16 protein-coding genes are annotated in these 20,376 nt (G+C 61.7%); 13 read left to right on the top strand and 3 right to left on the bottom strand.

The window, feature by feature from the left end; genetic code table 11:
- Positions 1-24: 24 nt before the first annotated feature.
- The 12 genes from AS026_RS24705 (at position 25) to AS026_RS24760 (ending at position 15,776) form a co-directional block, all read left to right on the top strand.
- Positions 25-1,284 (top strand): ABC transporter substrate-binding protein, encoded by a 1,260-nt coding sequence (locus tag AS026_RS24705; protein ID WP_018117077.1) that lies wholly within the window; start codon positions 25-27, stop codon positions 1,282-1,284.
- Between the two features lie 81 nt (positions 1,285-1,365).
- A complete protein-coding gene (locus AS026_RS24710) occupies positions 1,366-2,319 on the top strand; it encodes a carbohydrate ABC transporter permease (protein WP_029792362.1) in 954 nt (317 codons plus the stop codon).
- Positions 2,316-3,260, top strand: a complete 945-nt coding sequence (locus tag AS026_RS24715) for a carbohydrate ABC transporter permease (RefSeq protein ID WP_018117075.1) — start codon at positions 2,316-2,318, stop codon at positions 3,258-3,260. Before AS026_RS24710 ends, AS026_RS24715 begins: the two co-directional genes overlap by 4 nt.
- A gap of 4 nt (positions 3,261-3,264) precedes the next feature.
- Positions 3,265-4,380 (top strand): ABC transporter ATP-binding protein, encoded by a 1,116-nt coding sequence (locus AS026_RS24720; protein WP_025660749.1) that lies wholly within the window; start codon positions 3,265-3,267, stop codon positions 4,378-4,380.
- Positions 4,381-4,402: 22 nt separating this feature from the next.
- The gene (locus AS026_RS24725; RefSeq protein ID WP_062372375.1) at positions 4,403-5,938 is read left to right on the top strand and encodes an FAD-dependent oxidoreductase; all 1,536 of its coding nucleotides are present in this window, start codon (positions 4,403-4,405) and stop codon (positions 5,936-5,938) included.
- 4 nt (positions 5,939-5,942) lie between these two features.
- Positions 5,943-7,598 (top strand): GMC family oxidoreductase, encoded by a 1,656-nt coding sequence (locus tag AS026_RS24730; RefSeq protein ID WP_025662136.1) that lies wholly within the window; start codon positions 5,943-5,945, stop codon positions 7,596-7,598.
- A 95-nt stretch (positions 7,599-7,693) separates the two neighbouring features.
- Positions 7,694-8,863, top strand: coding sequence for a Gfo/Idh/MocA family protein (locus tag AS026_RS24735; RefSeq protein ID WP_062372377.1), 1,170 nt, complete (start codon positions 7,694-7,696; stop codon positions 8,861-8,863).
- Positions 8,864-8,891: 28 nt separating this feature from the next.
- Positions 8,892-10,973 carry an FAD-dependent oxidoreductase gene (locus AS026_RS24740; RefSeq protein WP_062372381.1) on the top strand — a complete coding sequence of 694 codons (2,082 nt, stop codon included), beginning with the start codon at positions 8,892-8,894 and terminating at the stop codon, positions 10,971-10,973.
- A 324-nt stretch (positions 10,974-11,297) separates the two neighbouring features.
- Entirely contained in the window at positions 11,298-11,813 is a 516-nt protein-coding gene (locus tag AS026_RS24745; protein ID WP_025662139.1) for a dihydrofolate reductase, read from the top strand.
- Positions 11,814-11,966: 153 nt separating this feature from the next.
- Positions 11,967-13,058 (top strand): FtsH protease activity modulator HflK, encoded by a 1,092-nt coding sequence (gene hflK, locus AS026_RS24750; RefSeq protein ID WP_025662140.1) that lies wholly within the window; start codon positions 11,967-11,969, stop codon positions 13,056-13,058.
- A gap of 3 nt (positions 13,059-13,061) precedes the next feature.
- Positions 13,062-13,991: a protease modulator HflC gene (gene hflC, locus AS026_RS24755; protein WP_025662141.1), complete on the top strand. Its 930-nt coding sequence runs from the start codon at positions 13,062-13,064 to the stop codon at positions 13,989-13,991.
- A gap of 189 nt (positions 13,992-14,180) precedes the next feature.
- Positions 14,181-15,776: a DegQ family serine endoprotease gene (locus AS026_RS24760; RefSeq protein ID WP_025662142.1), complete on the top strand. Its 1,596-nt coding sequence runs from the start codon at positions 14,181-14,183 to the stop codon at positions 15,774-15,776.
- A gap of 110 nt (positions 15,777-15,886) precedes the next feature.
- Here the strand turns inward: AS026_RS24760 and AS026_RS24765 are convergent, their stop codons facing one another.
- Both AS026_RS24765 and serB read right to left on the bottom strand, forming a co-directional pair.
- The gene (locus tag AS026_RS24765; RefSeq protein ID WP_025662143.1) at positions 15,887-16,453 is read right to left on the bottom strand and encodes a GNAT family N-acetyltransferase; all 567 of its coding nucleotides are present in this window, start codon (positions 16,451-16,453) and stop codon (positions 15,887-15,889) included.
- Positions 16,450-17,340 (bottom strand): phosphoserine phosphatase SerB, encoded by an 891-nt coding sequence (serB, locus tag AS026_RS24770; protein ID WP_062372386.1) that lies wholly within the window; start codon positions 17,338-17,340, stop codon positions 16,450-16,452. The genes AS026_RS24765 and serB overlap by 4 nt, the downstream gene beginning before the upstream one ends.
- Position 17,341: 1 nt before the next feature.
- On the opposite strand from serB, the gene miaA reads away from it, so the two are divergent.
- Entirely contained in the window at positions 17,342-18,232 is an 891-nt protein-coding gene (miaA, locus tag AS026_RS24775; RefSeq protein WP_205634486.1) for a tRNA (adenosine(37)-N6)-dimethylallyltransferase MiaA, read from the top strand.
- 17 nt (positions 18,233-18,249) lie between these two features.
- Here the strand turns inward: miaA and AS026_RS24780 are convergent, their stop codons facing one another.
- Complete coding sequence (locus tag AS026_RS24780; protein WP_062372395.1) at positions 18,250-20,331, bottom strand: ATP-binding protein; 2,082 nt, start codon at positions 20,329-20,331, stop codon at positions 18,250-18,252.
- Positions 20,332-20,376 lie beyond the last annotated feature (45 nt).

Here is a 20,376-nt window from a genome sequence, read left to right on the forward strand (position 1 = left end):
GAACTTGCAAACCGGGAGGAAACGATGCGCAAGTTTTTGATGACGACAGCGTTGGTGACGATGAGTGTTGCGGGCTTGGGTGCTGCCAAGGCTGCGGATGTGAAGGAAGTGCAGATGCTGCACTGGTGGACGTCCGGCGGCGAGGCAGCGGCCTTGAACGTGTTGAAGGAGGATCTGTCGAAGGAGGGGTTTGCCTGGAAGGACGTGCCGGTTGCCGGTGGTGGCGGTGATGCGGCGATGACGGCGCTGAAGGCGATGGTTGCGGCCGGCACCTATCCGACGGCCTCGCAGATGCTCGGCTACACCGTTCTCGACTACGCCCAGGCCGGCGTCATGGGGGACCTGACGGAGACGGCGAAGGCCGAGGGCTGGGACAAGGCGGTTCCGGCGGCGCTGCAGAAGTTCTCCGTCTATGACGGCAAGTGGGTCGCAGCCCCCGTCAACGTCCACTCGGTCAACTGGCTGTGGATCAACAAGGGTGTGATGGACAAGATCGGCGGCACCGAGCCGAAGACCTTCGACGACCTGATCGCGCTGCTCGACAAGGCGAAGGCTGCCGGCGTGACGCCGCTGGCGCTCGGCGGCCAGAACTGGCAGGAAGCGACGATGTTCGACTCGATCGTGCTGTCGACGGGCGGCCCCGAGTTCTACAAGAAGGCGATGAACGACCTCGACGAGGAGTCGCTGAAGTCGGACACGATGAAGAAGTCGTTCGACAACCTGCAGAAGATCGTCCAGTACGTCGACCCGAACTTCTCCGGACGCGACTGGAACCTTGCGACCGCCATGGTCATCAAGGGCGATGCGCTCGTGCAGGTGATGGGTGACTGGGCCAAGGGCGAGTTCGTCGCCGCCAAGAAGACACCGAACACCGACTTCCTGTGCTACCGCTTCCCGGGCACCGACGGCAGCGTGATCTACAACTCCGACATGTTCGGCATGTTCAACGTGCCTGACGACCGCAAGGCAGCACAGGTGGCGCTTGCCAAGGCAACGCTGTCGAAGAGCTTCCAGTCGGCGTTCAACGTCGTCAAGGGCTCGGTTCCGGCCCGTACCGACGTTCCGGATACCGATTTCGACGCCTGCGGCAAGAAGGGTATCGCCGACCTGAAGAAGGCCAATGAAGGCGGCACGCTGTACGGCTCGCTGGCCCAGGGCTATGGCGCGCCTCCGGCGGTTGCCAATGCCTACAAGGACGTCGTCTCGAAGTTCGTGCATGGCCAGATCAAGACCTCCGACCAGGCGGTCGAAGAGCTCGTCAAGGCCATCGACGACGCCAAGTAATCAAGGCCTCCCACGGTCTTCCCCGCCGGTGTCGGCGGGGAAGATTCCGCCACGGACGATCTCGTTGGAGGAGATGACCCCATGAGCACCATCGCTACCGATAAAACCGTTCTCACGCCGCACCGTGGAACGCCCATTTCCATCCGCGCGCGCCTGCAGGACGCGCTGCCGAAGATCGTGCTCGCGCCGAGTTTCGCCATCACGCTTGTGTTCGTCTACGGCTTCATCCTCTGGACGATCTATCTGTCCTTCACCAATTCCAAGACCTTTCCGTCCTACGTGCTGACGGGCCCGCGCGCCTATCAGCGGCTGTGGCGCTGGACGTTCGAAAGCGATCCGCCGTCCAGCTGGTACACCTCGATCACCAACATGGGCATCTTCGGTGTGCTCTATGTCGGCATCTGCCTGGCGCTCGGCCTGTTCCTGGCGATCCTGCTCGACCAGAAGATCCGCGGCGAGGGCATATTGCGGCCGATCTTCCTCTATCCGATGGCGCTCTCCTTCATCGTCACCGGCGTTGCCTGGAAATGGTTCCTCGATCCGGGGCTCGGGCTCGAGCAGACGCTGCATCAGTTCGGCTGGACGAGCTTCCACTTCGACTGGATCAAGAACAAGGACTTCGTGATCTATACTGTCGTGATCGCCGGTGTCTGGCAGGCGTCCGGCTTCGTCATGGCGATGTTCCTTGCCGGCCTTCGCGGCATCGACAGCGAGATCATGAAGGCGGCGCAGATCGACGGGGCGACGACCGTGCAGCTCTATCGCCGCATCATCATCCCGTTGCTCAGACCGATCTTCCTGTCGGCCTTCATCGTGCTCGCCCACATGGCGATCAAGTCTTACGATCTGGTTGTGGCACTGACCTCGGGCGGCCCCGGCGGCTCGGCCTGGCTGCCGTCCAACTTCATGTACGAATACACCTTCAAGCGCAACGAGATGGCCGTCGGCTCGGCGAGCGCGGTGATCATGCTGATGACGATTTCGGCGATCATCGTTCCCTATCTCTATTCGGAACTCAGGGAGAAATCGCGATGAGCGCCGTCACCTCGACCCTGCCGAGTGCGGCCAGCGCCTCGCGCAACAGACTGTTCAGCCGGATCTTCATCTACGGGCTGCTTGTCATCTTCGCGATCATCTACCTGATGCCGCTGTTCGTCATGCTGGTGACCTCGTTCAAGACGATGGACGAGATCCAGAACGGCAACATGCTGGCGCTGCCGCAGTCGCCGACCATCGAGCCCTGGTTCAAGGCCTGGGGGCAGGCCTGCGTCGGGCTGACCTGCGCCGGCATCAAGGGCTACTTCTGGAACTCGATCAAGATGGTCGTTCCGGCCGTGGCGATCTCGACGATCATGGGCGCGCTGAATGGCTACATCCTGACCAAGTGGCGCTTCCCCGGCCACACGCTGGTGTTCGGCCTGATGCTGTTTGCCTGCTTCATCCCGTTCCAGTCGGTGCTCTTGCCGATGGCGACCATCCTTGGCAGCCTCGGCCGCTTCGGGGCGACGCTGCGCGACCAGATCGGCATGTCGCTCGGCTTCGGCAATCCGACCGTCAACCTCGTCACCGTTCACGTCGTCTACGGCCTCGGCTTCACGACGCTGTTCTTTCGCAACTATTACGAGGCCTTTCCGACCGAACTGGTGAAGGCGGCGCAGGTCGACGGTGCCAGCTTCTTCCAGATCTTCCGCCGCATCATGCTGCCGAACTCGCTGCCGATCATCGTCGTCACCGTCATCTACCAGTTCACCAACATCTGGAACGACTTCCTGTTTGCCTCGGCCTATGCCGGCACGGGCGATTCCATGCCGATGACGGTGGCGCTGAACAACGTCGTCAACACCTCCACCGGTGTCGTCGAATACAACGTCAACATGGCGGCGGCGATGATCGCAGCGCTTCCGACCCTCCTCGTCTACATTCTCGCCGGCCGCTACTTCGTGCGTGGCCTGATGGCGGGCGCTGTCAAAGGATAATCCAATGGCTTTCCTCGAAATCTCAGGTCTCAAGAAGCGCTTCGGCTCGCTGGAGATCCTCAAGGGCATCAACCTTGACCTGGAAAAGGGCGGCTTCCTCGTGCTCGTCGGCCCGTCCGGCTGCGGCAAGTCGACCTTGCTCAACACCATTGCCGGCCTGGAATCGATCACCGAGGGCGACATTCGCGTCGATGGCCGCAGCATTGCCGACCTGCATCCGTCGAAGCGCGACATCGCCATGGTGTTCCAGAGCTACGCGCTCTACCCGAACATGACGGTGGCCGGAAACATCGCCTTCGGCATGGAGATGCGCGGCGTGCCGGTCGAGGAGCGCAACAAGGCGATCGACAAGGTCGCCAAGGTGCTGCAGATCGGCCACCTGCTCAATCGCAAGCCGAGCCAGCTGTCGGGCGGCCAGCGCCAGCGCGTCGCCATGGGCCGCGCCCTGGTGCGCGACCCGAAGCTGTTCCTGTTCGACGAACCGCTCTCCAACCTCGACGCCAAGCTGCGCGTCGACATGCGCATCGAGATCAAGCGGCTGCACCAGGCGACCGGCACGACGATCGTCTATGTGACCCACGACCAGATCGAGGCGATGACGCTGGCCACCAAGATCGCCGTCATGCGCGACGGCGAGGTGCAGCAGTTCGGCACGCCGGCCGAGATCTACAACAACCCGGCCAACATGTTCGTCGCCGACTTCATGGGCTCGCCGGCGATGAACCTCCTCGCGGGGACGATCGAGAAGGGGGCGTCCGGCCTGACCGTGTCGCTTTCACGTCCGCAGGGCGAGCCGATCCGGCTGCCTGTCACGGCGGGCAACGGCGCGCTCGAAGCGCATACCGGCCGCGAGATCGTCTTCGGCATCCGCCCCGAGGCGCTGACCGATCCTGACGGTGCGGACCGCAACGCCAAGGCGCTGGCCGAAAGCGACTGCCTGATCGAGGTGGTGGAACCGGCCGGATCCGACACCTTCGCGGTCACCAAGCTCGGCGGCAAGGAGGTCGTGGCGCGGCTCAGGGCCGACGCCCGCATCCAGGCCGGCCAGCACGCCCGCCTCGCCTTCAACCTCGACAAGGCCGTGTTCTTCGATCCGCAAAGCCAAACCCGCATCGCTTAAACCAGGAGCCAGGATTCCAAACATGAACAGCTCTCCTGATATCGTCATCATCGGCTCGGGCGTGGGCGGCTCCACGGTCGCCGCCGGACTGGCGGCGACTGGCGCCGATATCCTGATCCTCGAAGCGGGTGATTTCATCGCCGATCGTCCTGAGAACCGGGATCAACGCGCGATCTTTCAGCGCGGCCATTTTCGGCCGAAGGAAACCTGGTACGAAGCCGACGGCACCGGCTTCAATCCGGGCAACTACTACAATGTCGGCGGCAACTCGAAATTCTACGGCGCCGTGCTCTCGCGCTATCGCCGGGAGGATTTCGAGGAGATGCAACATGGGGAAGGGGTGTCGCCCGCGTGGCCGTTTCCCTACGAAGTTTTGGAACCTTGGTACAGCCGCGCGGAACGTCTGTACGAGGTTCGGGGAAACCTGGGAGATGACCCGACAGAGCCCGTTCACTCGGGCAACTACGCTTACCCACCGGTTCCCGACGAACCGCCGATTGCCGATGTCAGGGCGCGGCTGAAGGCCAAGGGCCTGCATCCGTTCTCGCTGCCATTGGGAGTGGATATCGACGCCTGGCTGTCGAAGGCGAGAACGCCCTGGGACGCGCATCCCAATTCCCGCGATGGAAAGATGGACGCCGAGACGGCTGCCCTCCTCAAGGCTCTGGAGTATCCGAACGTCCGCCTTGAGACGAACGCGAAGGTCACGAAGCTCGAGGCGGGCGAGAATGGCAGGATCGAGCGCGTCCATTACCGCAAGAACGGTGAGGACCTTACCGTTGCTCCGAAGCTCGTCATTCTCTCGGCGGGCGCCGTTCAGTCCGCTGTCCTGCTGTTGCGCTCGGCCGATGCGCGTCACAAGAATGGACTCGCGAATTCCTCCGATCAGGTCGGGCGGAACTTCATGAATCATAATTCCTCGGCCGTGATCGCGGTTTCGCCCACCTACCGAAACACGTCGATCTACCAGAAGACGTTCGGATTCAACGATTTCTATCTGTCCGATGGAAGCGGCGGCCCGCCGTTGGGGAACGTGCAGTTGCTGGGCAGGATTTCGGCGAAGGTACTGAAGGGGTCGCTGCCCTGGGCTCCGGAATGGCTGTTGCACACCATGACAAGCCACGCGATCGACTTCTATGCGATGAGCGAGGACGTGCCGAACCCGGAAAGCCGTGTGATGGTCGACGGCGACCGCATCGTGCTGCAGTGGCAGCGAACGAATTGGGACGCGCATCTCGCGCTGGTCGCGAAGCTGAAGGCGGTACTCAAGTCGATCGGATTCCCGATCGTCCTTTCAAAGCCCTTCGACAAGCGCACGCCGTCGCACCAGTGCGGCACCGTCAGGATCGGGAATGACCCGGCGAACGCGCCGCTCGATCCATACTGCCGCGCCTATGATCACCGGAACCTGTTCGTCGTGGACGCCAGCTTCCTGCCGACGTCGGCTGCGGTAAATCCCGCACTCACGGTGGCGAGCCAGGCGCTGCGCGTAGCCGACCATATCGCATCGCAGGATTTGCAAGTCGGCCCATTGTTCTCTCGCATCCAACAGGATTAGCAAAATGCGTTTCGACTACATCATCACGGGAGCTGGTCCGGCCGGATGCGTGCTTGCAAACCGGCTGAGCGAAGACCCGAACGTCAAGGTGCTGCTGCTTGAAGCCGGCGGCGGCGATTGGAACCCGCTGTTCCACATGCCGGCGGGCTTCGCGAAGATGACGAAGGGCGTCGCCAGTTGGGGCTGGGAGACGGTTCCGCAGAAACACATGAACGGCAGGGTGCTGCGCTACACGCAGGCGAAGGTGATCGGCGGCGGTTCGTCGATCAACGCCCAGCTCTACACCCGCGGCAATGCGGCCGACTATGATCTCTGGGCAAGCGAAGACGGTTGCGAGGGCTGGGACTATCGCGCGATACTCCCTTACTTCAAGCGCGCTGAAGACAATCAGCGCTTCTCGGACGACTACCATTCCTATGGTGGTCCGCTCGGCGTATCCATGCCGGCCGCACCTCTGCCCATTTGCGACGCGTATATCCGCGCGGGGCAGGAGCTTGGTATTCCCTACAACCCCGACTTCAACGGCCGCCAGCAGGCGGGTATCGGCTTCTACCAGGTTACGCAGCGCGACCATCGCCGCTCCTCGGCATCCATGGCCTACATCTCGCCGATCAAGAATCGCAAGAACCTAAAGGTGCGCACCGGCGCGCGCGTCTCGCGCATCGTCCTGGAAGGCAATCGTGCCGTCGGCGTCGAGATAGCAAGCGGAAACGGTCCGGAGGTCATTCGCGCCGAGCGTGAAGTGCTTGTTTCCTCGGGCGCGATCGGTTCGCCGAAGCTGCTTCTTCAGTCGGGCATTGGTCCTGCCGACCACCTGCGTGCCGTAGGTGTAAAGGTGCTCCATGATCTTCCGGGCGTTGGCGGCAACCTGCAGGATCACCTCGATCTCTTCGTCATCTCCGAATGCACCGGAGACCACACATATGACGGGGTCGCCAAGCTGCACCGCACCCTATGGGCCGGGATGGAGTACGTGCTCTTCCGCACGGGGCCGGTGGCCTCATCTCTCTTCGAAACTGGCGGTTTCTGGTACGCCGATCCGGACGCCCGTTCGCCCGACATCCAGTTCCACCTCGGCCTGGGATCCGGCATCGAGGCTGGGGTCGAGCGCCTGAGGAACGCGGGCGTCACGCTCAACTCCGCGTATCTCCACCCGAGATCGCGCGGCACGGTCCGCCTGTCTTCGTCCGATCCCGCAGCAGCACCGCTGATCGATCCGAACTACTGGTCGGACCCGCGCGACAAGAAGATGTCGCTCGAGGGCCTGAAGATCGCTCGCGAGATCATGCAGCAGGCGGCGCTCAAGCCCTACGTTCTGGCTGAACGTCTTCCCGGTCCGAAGATCATGACCGATGAGCAGCTCATCGAGTACGGCTGCGCGAATGCCAAGACCGACCACCATCCCGTCGGCACTTGCAAGATGGGGACAGGCCCGGACGCCGTCGTCGGCCTCGATCTCAGGGTCCATGGTCTCGAGGGGCTGCGCATCTGCGATTCCTCGATCATGCCAAGGATTCCCTCGTGCAACACCAACGCTCCGACCATCATGGTTGGCGAAAAGGGATCGGACCTCATCCGCGACCTGCCACCGCTTCCATCGACGATCTTCTCGTACGAGCGCAACGATACGCGTCCGAGGGCTCGGGCCGGCGTTCGGTAGGACGGCAAAACACGTCACGCCTGCGCGACAACGCGGAACAGTTGAAACAGCAGTGACCGGTCATGAACGGACCGGCTTTCAGGGGAGTTTTCATAATGGCCGAAGTCAGGGTAGCGGTGCTGGGCGGCTCCGGCTGGATGGGCAAGGTTCATACCATGGCCTACCAGACGTTTCCTCATTTCCTGGGGGTGTCCGGCGGGACCGCGCGCGTCGTCGCCATCGTCGAGGCCAATCCGAAGGCTGCGGAAGATCTTGCCAGACGAGCTCCCGGCGCCAAGATCCTGCAGGACTGGAAGCAGGCGGTAACCGACCCGGACGTCGATCTCATCGACATCTGCCTGCCCGACAGCCTGCACTACGAGGTGGCCAAAGCCGCCCTGATCGCAGGCAAGCACGTCTACTGCGAGAAGCCGTTGGCAAACACCGCCGCTGAGGCTCGCGAGCTTGCCGACATCGCCAGGGAAAAGGGCGTCATCACCCGCGTTGGCCATGCGTTTCCTCGTAACCCAGTCCATGACCTCGCCAAGGAGATCATCGAGGCGGGCGAGATCGGCGAGATCAAGATGTTCAAGGGCTGCCAGCATGTAGACATGTATGGCGATCCTATGACGCCCTTCATGTGGCGCGCCGACGGAAAGCTTGCTCCGACGGGCATCGTCGGCGACACCGGGTCGCACATCTTCAGCTTCATGGAGTTTCTCGTCGGCCGCGTCAGCTCGCTGATTGCCGACAACCTGATCGTCACTCCCAAACGCCCTGTTGTCGAGGGGCTTGCCTACGGCGAACAGGTAAAGCTCAAGGGCGACGAGACGTGGGCTGACATCACCAATCCCGATGCCACGAACCTCCTTTGCCGCTTCGAGAATGGCGCAGCCGGTATCGTCGACTTCAGTCGTGTCGCCACTGGCCGCAAGTTCATGCAGACCTACGAAATCTACGGAACCAAGGGCAGCATCGCCTACACCTATGATGAGGTGAATCGGCTCCGCTTCTACACGAACGACGACCGCACCGGCCGGAGCGGATTTCGCGAAATCGACGTCGGCCCGGAAAACCCAACCTTCAGGGCATTCCTGCCGCTTCCGAACTTCGCACTCGGCTACAACGAGAGCAAGATCATCGAAGCCGCCGAGGTGGTGAAATCGATTACTACCAAGACTCCCATGTGGCCGACGTTCGAGGACGGCCATCACATCTGCCAGATCGTCGACGCGTGCATGGAGTCTTCTCGCCTGAGGCGCTGGGTCGACATCCCGCTTGTTTGATCGCACGAAGATCCCAAGGACCAGTCCAATGACCATCGATGTCCCGCAGCACATCCTCGACGCCCTGACTGACGTCGACATGCCTCGGTTGGCGCAGGAAGCCGCACCCTCGGAGACCATTCGGCTCGCGGGTATCGACGTGCCGGTCTACAGGGCGGGATGCGTCGTCGTTGGATCGGGGGCAGCGGGACTGCGGGCCGCCGTGGAGCTCAATCGCCGTGGAGACGACGTCGCAATCATGAGCCAAAGTGCATGGGGTGGGACCTCAGCCTGTTCCGGATCGGACAAGCAGACGCTCCATACGGCGAATACCGCGGATCAGGGCGACAATTACAAGGCGATGGCACGGGCGATCCGGGCCGGCGGCGCGATGGACGAGGACACGGCCTATGTCGAGGCCGTCGGATCGGGCCGAATGATGGCGTCCCTGCAGTTCCTTGGACTGCCGCTGCCGCAGGAGCCGCTCGGTGGCACCCTCCGCTATCAAACCGACCACGACGAAGTGGGAAGGGCAACGAGCTGCGGTCCGCGCACCTCGAGGCTCATGGTCAAGGTTCTGGCCGAGGAAGCCATCCGGCTCGACATCCCGTTCTATAACCATACGACCGCCGTCAAGATCCTGACGGAAGGCGAGCAGGGAAGCCGGCGCGTGGTCGGCGCTCTCGCCGTTCGGGCAAACGACCGGACCGAGACCAATCCGCTCGGCGTTGCGTTGTTCGCCACGGAGGTGATCGTTCTTGCCGCGGGCGGACCGGGCGAGCTCTACCGCGACAGCGTCTATCCGAACGGCTGTTTCGGTTCGCTTGGGCTGGCGCTCGAGGCAGGCGTCGACCTGGTGAACCTGACCGAGAGCCAGTTCGGCATTGGAACGCGCCGGGAAGGCTTTCCCTGGAACCTGTCTGGGACGTACGTCCAGGCCATACCGCACATCTATTCCGTCGATGCCGAGGGCACAGAGCATAACTTCCTCGCCGAATACTACCGGACCACGCAGGAACTGGCGTCGAACGTCTTCCGCAAGGGATACCAGTGGCCGTTCCACTCCACGAGGATGCTCGACTTCGGTTCGAGCCTCGTCGACCTCGCGATCTATCGCGAAACTGCGGCCGGTCGGCGCGTGTTCATGGACTTCAATCGGAACCCGCTCCCGGTGCCAGGCGACCTGCCTTTCGATCTCGAGCGCCTCGATGACGATGTGAAGCGCTATCTTGGGAATGCGGCGGCGACCCAGGATCTGCCGATCCATCGTCTTCGCCATATGAATCCGCTCGCGATCGAACTTTATCGCCGCTACAAGGTCGATATTGCTGCAGCCCCGCTGGAGTTTGCCGTCAACAACCAGCACATGAATGGCGGCATCATGGTCGACACCTGGGGGCGCAGCAGTCTCGCGGGCTGCTACGCGGTCGGCGAGGCGGCGGGTACGCACGGAGTGACGAGACCAGGAGGCGCGGCCTTGAATGCGGGGCAGGTCTTTGGGACGCGCGTTGCCGAGCATATCGGCGCAAGTGGCAGGGCGAAGAAGGCTCTCTCGAGCGACCTGCGGGTTGTCGCAGGCGCCGCCGTCTTCGAGCTGCTGGGGATGTTGAAGGGCGACAGTCCGCTGGCCGCAAAGGCAATCCGTACGGAAGTTCAGGCGCGGATGAGCGACAAGGCTGGCCTGATCTGCGACGGCGAAAGCGTGGCCTCGGCCTTGGTCGAGGCGCGGCGGCTCAATGCCGAAATTCGGGCCAAGGGCATTGCCTACGAGCGCGCTGCCGAGGCAGGGCGGGCACTTCAATGGCGGCAGATGGCGCTCGCCTCGGAAGCGGTGCTGGCCGCGTTGGATTATTTCATTCGAAACGGCGGCGGGAGCCGTGGTGCGCGCGCGATATGCGATACTACGGGAGAGTCGCTTCCGCTTTCCAATGGCGGCCCGCTGGAGGAGTTTCGCTTCCGGAAAGAGCGCGACGCCCATCGCGAGGAGCAGATCGTCGTCCGACTGGAAGGCGACGCGATGCGGATAGCCACCCGCCCAAACCGCAAGTTCGACGAGGGTGCCAAGTCGTTCTTCGAGCGCGACTGGCCGGCATGGCTGACGGGCCGCATCTACGACCTCGACGCGGTTTGAGGAGAGCCCGGCGTTTGATGGCACAGGCTGCGATCAGGCTATTGCGTCCGGACAGCCGCCTAGGTGACTGGGACATTGATGTGAGCAATGGCGAGACCGATCACAATCGATACGATGCCATCCTAACTTCCTCGGGATATCCGGAGGAAAGGTTAGACCACGCCAACGATTTTATGACACTATCGAATCGATCCCGACACCTCCGAACGAAGGCTCAATCAAGTGTACCGAGTACCCAGAAAAAATAATGGCGCAGACGGTGCGCCCGGCCACGAAGCCGGCGCCGGCGCCACTGCGTCGATCGCGGCCTGATCGGAGAGCTTGATGTCAGAAATTCGAAAGACCATCGTGGTTGCCGTTTCCGAGAACGGCATCATCGGGCGGGACGGGGACATGCCATGGCGGCTATCCACGGATCTCAAGCGGTTCAAGGCTCTAACGCTGGGTAAGTCCGTCATCATGGGCCGGAAGACTTATGAATCGATCGGAAAACCGTTGCCGGGGCGGGCCAATGTCGTGATCTCTCGACAGGCCGCTGCAATAGACCATCCGGATGTGCGTATGGCCCGATCCCTGACCGAGGCCATCGGTCTTGCCGAGGACATTGCGAAACGAAGCGGCGAGGACGAAATCTGCATCATCGGCGGTGGGCAGATCTATACGCAGGCGCTCGATCTCGCCGATCGATTGTGCGTGACGCATGTCGAAACATCCGTTGACGGTGACACGTCGTTTCCCACGATTGACGCCACGCTTTGGAGGGCGACCGAGACGATTGAGGTGCCGGCAGGCGACAAGGATAGCTATCCCACGAAATTCGTGGTCTACGACAGGCGCTAAGCGCTGAAAACCAACTATTTTCCAATAAATATTGCCAAGTTCCTCATGCTGCGTTGAAAGCAGATGCGGCGATACCTATAACGGTCACGACTGCCTACGTCCGCCGCCCCCGTGGAGTAGGCGGTCGTGAGTTTAACGAATAACGAGGTTTTGATGCCCTGGAGCAATCAGAATGGCGGCGGCGGCCCTTGGGGCGGTGGCGGCGGTAACAATCAGGGACCATGGGGGCAAGGGCCCAATCGCCCGCGCGGTGGCGGCGGTGGCAAGGGCGGGCCGCCTGATCTCGAAGACATCATCAGGCGCGGCCAGGATCAGCTTCGTAACATAGTGCCCGGCGGGTTGAACGGTGGCGTCCTCGTCATTGCGGCGGCGATTCTTGTGGTGTTCTGGCTCTTCCAGTGCATCTACATCGTCCAGCCGGACGAGCGCGGCGTCGAATTGCGTTTCGGTCGTCCCAAAGAAGAGATTTCCACGCCTGGCCTGCACTTCCACCTGTGGCCGATGGAGACCGTCGAGATCGTCAAGGTGACGATGCAGCAGCAGAACATCGGCGCGGCATCGACGTCCGCCTCTTCGTCAAGCGGGCTGATGCTTTCCGGCGACCAGAACATCCTGAACGTCCAGTTCTCCGTCTTCTTCACGGTTAGCGATCCGAAGGCCTATCTCTTCAACGTCGAGAATCCGGCCGAGACCCTGCAGCAGGTCGCTGAGAGCGCCATGCGCGAAGTCGTTGGTCGCCGTCCGGCCCAGGACGCGTTCCGTGACAATCGTCAGCCGATCGAGACCGAAGTCGCCAACATCGTCCAGGGGACGATGGACCGTTACCGGGCTGGTATCTCCATCGGTGCCGTGACGATCCAGGACGTGGCGCCGCCACGTGAAGTTGCCGATGCCTTCGAAGAAGTGCAGCGCGCCGACCAGGACAAGCAGCGGCTCGTCGAAGAGGCCAATCAATACGCCAACCAGAAGCTCGGTCAGGCGCGCGGTGACGCCGCCCAGATCCGCGAAGCGGCAGCGGCCTACAAGGACCGCGTCGTCAAGGAGGCCGAAGGTGAGGCCCAGCGCTTCTCGTTCATTAACGATCAGTACGCGAAGGCGCCGGACGTAACCCGGACACGCCTTTTCCTCGAAACGATGGAGCAGGTTCTGAAGAACTCCAAGAAGGTCGTGATCGATGAGAAGCAGGGGGTTGTGCCCTATCTGCCGCTCAACGAGATCGGCAAACCGGCACAGCAGGGAGGTTGAGCCATGACATCGAACAGGCTTCCTCTCATCCTAGGCCTTCTCGCCGTCGTCTTGATCGCGCTCTATTCGTCGGTCTTCGTTGTGAACGCGCGCGAGCAGGCAATCGTGGTCCGCTTCGGTCAGATCCAGTCGGTGAAGACCGAGCCGGGCATATACTTCAAGCTGCCATTCGCCTTCATGGATGCCGATCGCGTCCAGATCGTCGAAAGGCAGGCCCTTCGCTTCGACCTTGACAACATTCGTGTCCAGGTTCGCGGTGGTGCGACCTTCGATGTCGATGCTTTCGTGATCTATGACATCAGGGACGTGCGCAAGTTCCGCGAAACCGTGTCGGGCGATCGCGAGGCAGCGGAGGCGCGCCTTCGCACGCAGCTCGATTCCTCACTTCGCCGTGTGTACGGTCTGCGCGACTTCGATGCCGCGCTGTCGGAAGAGCGCGTGGCAATGATGCTCGAGGTGCGTGACGATCTGCATCGCGATGCCGAGGACCTGGGCGTCAACATTCAGGACGTTCGTATCCGCCGTACGGACCTGACGCGCGAAGTTGCGCCAAAGACCTATGACCGCATGCGCGCCGAGCGCCTTGCCGAAGCTGAACTCCTGCGCGCGCAGGGTACGGAAGAGGGCCAGCGTCGCCGGGCTATCGCAGACAGGCAGGTCGTTGAGATCACTGCCGAGGCGCAGCGCGATTCCGAGATCCTCCGCGGTCAAGGTGACGCCGAGCGCAACAGGTTGTTTGCGGATGCCTTCAGCAAGGATCCGGCATTCTTCGAGTTCTATCGTTCTATGGCCGCTTATTCCACGGCACTGACGTCGCAGGACACCACGCTGGTGATCTCTCCGAACTCGCAGTTCTTCCGCTTCTTCAACGACGCAAGCGGTGCGCCAAGAAACGCGCCACCGCCGGCGATGCCGACTGCACCGACGAACTGATCGGGGCATCGGAACCTGGAAAACCAAGTGCGGGCCGGCAGTTTTGCCGGCCCTTTTTTATGTTGCGATTGGATGGCGGCGGCGCCGCGAATAGATTGCACGGGATTTCGCGAAAAGGTGATTTCGCCCTCCATCATTCCGCCGTATGCTGGTGCTCAGAGTGCGTTTTATTTGAAATGAGGATGCTTGATGGCCCCGACGACCCGCCCGACCTTCAGACGATCGCTCGCTCTCCTGGCCGGCGCCGCACTTCTGGTTAATGTTGGTTTCACCGGCTCGGTGCAAGCTCAGGGCACCACGTCGCCGCTGAACGGTCCGGCATCCGTTGCCGATCTCGCCGAAGGGCTTCTCAATGCCGTCGTGAACATTTCGACATCGCAGAATGTCAAGGACGATGAGGGCGTCGGCCCGGCGCCGCGCGCGCCCGACGGTTCACCGTTCCAGGAGTTCTTCAACGACTTCTTCAACAAGCAGAAGGGCAACAAGGGCGGCAACCACAACGTCAATTCGCTGGGTTCCGGCTTCGTCATCGATCCGCAAGGCTACATCGTCACGAACAACCACGTGATTGAGGGAGCAGACGACATCGAGGTCAATTTCGCCGACGGCACTAAGCTGAAGGCGAAGCTCATCGGGACCGATACGAAGACTGACCTTTCGGTCCTCAAGGTTGAGCCGAAGGCACCGCTGACGGCCGTCAAGTTCGGCGATTCCAGCGTGATGCGGATCGGCGACTGGGTCATGGCGATCGGCAATCCGTTCGGCTTCGGCGGATCGGTAACCGTGGGTATTATTTCGGGGCGTGGACGCAACATCAACGCCGGCCCCTACGACAATTTCATCCAGACGGATGCGGCGATCAACAAGGGCAATTCCGGCGGCCCGCTCTTCAACATGAAGGGCGAGGTCATCGGCATCAACACGGCGATCATTTCGCCGAGCGGCGGATCGATCGGTATCGGCTTCTCGGTGCCGTCGGAATTGGCTGCGGGTGTCGTCGAGCAGTTGCGCGAATTCGGCGAGACGCGCCGCGGCTGGCTCGGCGTTCGCATCCAGCCGGTGACCGACGATGTTGCCGATAGCCTCGGTCTCTCGAGCGCCAAGGGTGCGCTGGTGGCCGGCGTCATCAAGGGCGGGCCGGTCGATGACGGTTCGATCAAGGCGGGCGATGTCATCCTGAAATTCGACGGCAAACCGGTCAACGAGATGCGTGATCTGCCGCGCGTTGTGGCGGAGAGCCCTGTCGGTAAGGAAGTCGACGTCGTCGTTCTTCGCGATGGCAAGGAGCAGACCGTCAAGGTGAAGCTCGGCCGGCTGGAAGACAGCGATCAGGCTGCCTCCAACGATGCCGACCCGAATAAGGGTGGTATCATCAATCCGGATCCTGACGAGAACCAGGATATGGACGAGCCCGATGATCAGCAGAGCCAGCCGATGCCGGATGCCAAGGGCAAGGCGGATCAGGCAACGCCTGATACAACGAACCCCAAGAACGTGCTCGGCCTCTCGCTTTCGCAGCTCAGCGCTGAGACCCGCAAGACCTTCGGGATCGCGGAAAGCGTTGACGGGGTACTGGTTGCCGAGGTCGCACCCGGTTCGCTGGCGGCGGAGAAGGGCCTGAAACCCGGCGATGTAATCGTTGAGGTGGCGCAGGAGTTCATGCGCTCGCCCGAGGCGGTTGCCGCGAAAGTGCAGTCGCTTAAGCAGGAAGGCCGGCGCAACGCACAGATGATGATCGCGTCGTCGAACGGCGACTTGCGCTTTGTCGCAGTGCCGATGGAATAGCAGGACGCAGCGCGGCCCATCTTTTCACGAACTGCTGAGTGGTGCCTTCGCCGAGGATCACAGTCGGCGCCGGATCTTTCTGGGGTTTCCGTCGCGCACGACAATTTTCGTCAGCCGATTCCACGCTTCCATTGCTCACGCCTGATTGCATAAAGAACGTGGCGTTTCAGCTGCGGATGCGTGTCGGGAACCCTTGGATGGTCGAAATCGCGGGCGGGTTCGTGATGCAGGCCAAGTCGGCGCATGACGGCGGTGGAGCGATGATTGTCCGCCACCGCGAAAGAGACGATTTCGGGAGGATCGAACTCGGTGAAGCCACGCCGAAGGGCTGCCGCTCCCGCTTCCGTCGCATAGCCCTTGCCCCAATGTCTCTTCGCTAGACGCCAGCCCACCTCGATGGTGCCTGCCGGCAGGAAAGGCTCGAGTTCGGGTCGCCAGAGGCCGCAAAAGCCGATCGGCTCGTTGGTTTCCTTCAGAGCCGCGGCATAGAAGCCAAGACCTGTTTCGGCGATGGCATCGCGGATCGTATCCAGCATCGAATCTGCCTCGGTGCGGTCGCGACGGACGGCGAAGAATTCCATCACCTCGGGATCGGAATTGATCTCGTGGAAAAGCGGCCGATCCTCGTCAGTCCAATTGCGCAGAAGCAGGCGATCGGTCGTTAGGATCACTGTCATGGCGTTACGAAATCGGTCTTGCGGTAGCCCTGGATATAGAGGAGAGCGCTAAGGTCGCCGTGATTGATCTGTATTTTTGCCTGTGCGGCGACGGTCGGCTTGGCGTGCAGCGCGACGCCGGATCCGGCGAGTTGAAGCATGCCGAGATCGTTTGCGCCGTCGCCGACGGCAAGGGCGTCCTTCGGTGAAATTCCCAGCTTTTCTGAAATGTCGTTCAGCGCATCGACCTTGGCTTGCTTGCCGAGGATAGGTTCGGCGACGTAGCCGGTGAGAACGCCGTTGTCTTCCAGAAGAACGTTCGCCCGGTTTTCATCGAAGCCGAGCGTCTTTGCGATGGGACCGGTGAAGACGGTAAAGCCGCCGGAGACCAGCGCCGTATAATGCCCCTTGGATTTCATGGTGGCGATCAGTTCGCGGCCACCTGGGGTCAGTGTGATGCGCTTGGCAATGACTTCATCCACGACCGATATCGGCAGTCCCTTCAAGAGGGCGACACGCTCGCGAAGGGCAGGCTCGAAGGCAATCTCACCATTCATGGCTCGAGCGGTAATCGCGGCGACCCTTTCCTTCAGACCGACTTCGGCGGCGAGTTCGTCGATGCATTCCTGGCCGATCATGGTGGAGTCCATATCGGCGATCAGCAGTCTCTTGCGGCGCGTCTCTGCGTCCTGGATGACAAGGTCGATCGAAGCGCTGCCGATGACGGCGAGAATGTTGGCGCGGGCGGCTTCCACATCCGTCCCATCTCTCAGCGCGATATCGCAGGCAACGCCATCGGCAAGCCAGTATAGGCCGGAAGCATTCACGGCGTCGGATGCCTGCTCGGCAATGACAGGCGTGAGAACAGGATTTGACGGATTGGCAACAAGCGTGGCAACGAGAGCCATGATGGAAAACCTTCTGAGCGCAGTGAACGCGATCCTGATAACCGGGCCGACCGCCAGCGGCAAGTCCGCCTTGGCCGTCGAGTTTGCGAAACAGCATAATGGCGTCGTCATCAACGCCGACAGCATGCAGGTCTACGACACGCTTTGCGTGCTGACGGCGCGACCCTCGGACGAGGATATGCAAGGCGTGCCGCATTACCTCTACGGTCATGTCCCGGCGAACCTGGCCTATTCGACGGGCGCTTGGCTGCGGGATGTCACCGAGCTTCTGCCACGCCTTCATGCCGACGGGCGCAAACCAATCTTCGTGGGCGGAACGGGCCTCTACTTCAAGGCGCTGACCGGTGGGCTTTCGGATATGCCTGCAATACCGGAGGAGGTGCGAAGCCGCCTTCGTTCGCGCTTGCAGGAGGAAGGACGCGACGAACTCTATCGGCAGCTGCGGGAGCGCGATCCATTGGTCGCCGAAAGTCTGCGCCCACAGGATGGGCAGCGGATCGTAAGAGCGCTGGAGGTCCTCGAGGCGACCGGTCGATCGATTGCCGATTTCCAGGCGCAGACCGGCCCTGTGATCGTCGATCCTTCGACTTCTCGCAAGATCGTCGTCGCACCTGATCGGGCCATCCTTCACCAGCGGATCAACGGTCGGTTCGAGAAGATGTTGGAGCAGGGGGCTGAGGACGAGGTGAAGACCCTGCTTTCGCTTTCGCTGCCGCCCGATATGCCGGTCATGAAGGCCATCGGCGTTTCGCAGATTGCGGCGATGTTGAGAGGCGAGCTTAGCCGCGACGAAGTGCTGGAGCGGGGGGCTGCGGCGACGCGGCAATACGCCAAGCGACAGATGACCTGGTTTCGCAACCAGATGGACGAAAGCTGGGAGCGCCTCCCGTAGAACCGCTCGGAGGTCGGCTATTCCTTGTTGTTCAGGCTGCTGAGCGGCTTTTTCAGGATGCTGTCACGAAGAGACACGCCAGGTTCCCGGCGGATGCCGCCCGTGGCAGTTGGTCTGTCACCTGGTCCGGAGGAAGGCTCTCCGCGCATTTCGCGCCTCAGGGCTTCGAGGCGGCTGTCGATAGATGTTTCCGATGCTGCGAGTGGTGCGGGCGACGCGGCGGCCGCAGGCTCGCGCGCGGAGCCCGCACCCGGCAACATATCGCGGCGATAGGGTTCGATCGGGGCCAGTGGCGGTGTTGTTGCTATGTTGGCCGATGGGTAGGAAGGGGCCGCTACCAATTCGTCGAAGTCGTCACCAAAGCTGTCTTCGTCTTCGTAGGCACCGCTGGGAGAGATGGCGGCCGAATAGCTTTGCTGGAACGCCGAGATATCTGGACCGGCGACGGCACGCATGCGTGTCACGATCTTCCGCAGGTCGACGTTATCAGGATCCTCCTCGCTCACCTTGACGCTGGCGCCGTTCGCCTTGGGCAGGTACTGCACATCGACGCGCGAGAAGCGCATGCGCATCGGCACGCTGATGGCCTCGCCAAAGGCGATCGCTTCACCGTTTCCGATCGAGGAGATGAAGCTGGTCGTCGAGATCGAAGAGTTCGGGATGGCCGAGCGAATTATCTCCTGGTCCCGGTCATTGGCAAGGCGCATCGCAAAGAGGGTCGAGCACTGCGACAGGATCGTCTGGTCGAGTTCGCCGGGTCGCTGCGTGATGATCCCGAGCGATACGCCGTACTTGCGGCCTTCCTTGGCGATACGGGCGATGGCCTGTCTTGTGGGGAAGAAGCCGAGATTCGGGTCGGACGGAATGTAACGGTGGGCCTCTTCGCAGACGACAAGCATATGGATAGCGCCGTCGCTCCACAGCGCGATTTCGAAGGCCATACGGCAGAGGACCGAGGCAACCGAGTTCACTACTTCAGAAGGGATGCCCGATAGCTGGAAGGTGCAGATCGGCCTGCTATCGCCAGGGATACGGAATATTTCCGCCACCGTCTCCATGATGGTGTCGCTGATCGTATTGCTTGAGAACATGAAGTGGTAGCGCGGATCGTTGATGGCGGCGACGATGCGCATCTTCAGCGATCTGAGTAGAGGCTTTTCGTCGCGACCCTCGAGCCTGCCGATGCGCTCGTCGATCAGCGCAAGCAGATCGGCCATGCGATAGGGAACAGGTGTATCAGCGGTAATCGAGCTTTTTTCGGTGGTGCGCCGCACGATCGAGTTGTCGCTGCCGCGAAAGCCGCGCTTGGCCTCCGGCAACAAGTCGCGCAGAATATCGACTTCCTCGGGGATGGGTGTTCGACCCCGGAAGACGACTTCCGCGAACTCTTCCAGTTTCATCAGCCAGAAGGGCAGATCGAGCGTGTCCGTGTCGATAACCACCGAATGCTTTGGGAAAGCGGCCGCGAATTCGTTGTGCGGGTCCAGGATCAGGACACGGAGCTTCGGGTCTGCCTCGATTGCCTTGTGCAGGAGCAGAGAGACGGCCGTCGACTTGCCGACGCCGGTCGATCCGACAATGGCGAAGTGCTTGGACAGCATCGAAGGGATATGAATCGCGGCATCGATGCTCTCGTCCTGAGTGAGCTTGCCGATGACCGCCGTCGTTCCGCTGCCGGCATCGTAGATCCGCATCAGGTCGCTCGCGCGAATGCGGTGGGCGATGGCGCCAAGATAGGGATAGCGCGAAATGCCGGTCGAGAACTGCTCGCGACCGTCCTCGTCGACGCGAACTTCGCCGAGCAACTCGGTTTCGATCTGGAAGTGGTTGTCTTTTCCTTCACCCCAGCCGTGACTGTCGGTGTTCATGGAGAAGACGATGGCGACCACACGATTTCGGCCAACGCTGATCGAAATCAGCTTTCCGACCGACCACAGTTCGGCAAGCTCCGTGCCCCCAGCTTCGGCGACGGCGGCGATGGTTGCGCGAGACCCGCTGCACGCAACAACGCGGCCGAGAAACCGGTTGCCCGGAGTCTGGTCATCGCGGCGGTCATGCTCGCCTGCCTTGCCTGACGTGTGCAAGTCCTTGTTCAGCAAAAGGCTACTCCCTGCGATAGTAAAGGAGGATATGAGCGAACGTTT

This window comes from Rhizobium altiplani, from assembly GCF_001542405.1.
GTDB classification, from domain to species: Bacteria; Pseudomonadota; Alphaproteobacteria; order Rhizobiales; family Rhizobiaceae; genus Rhizobium; species Rhizobium altiplani.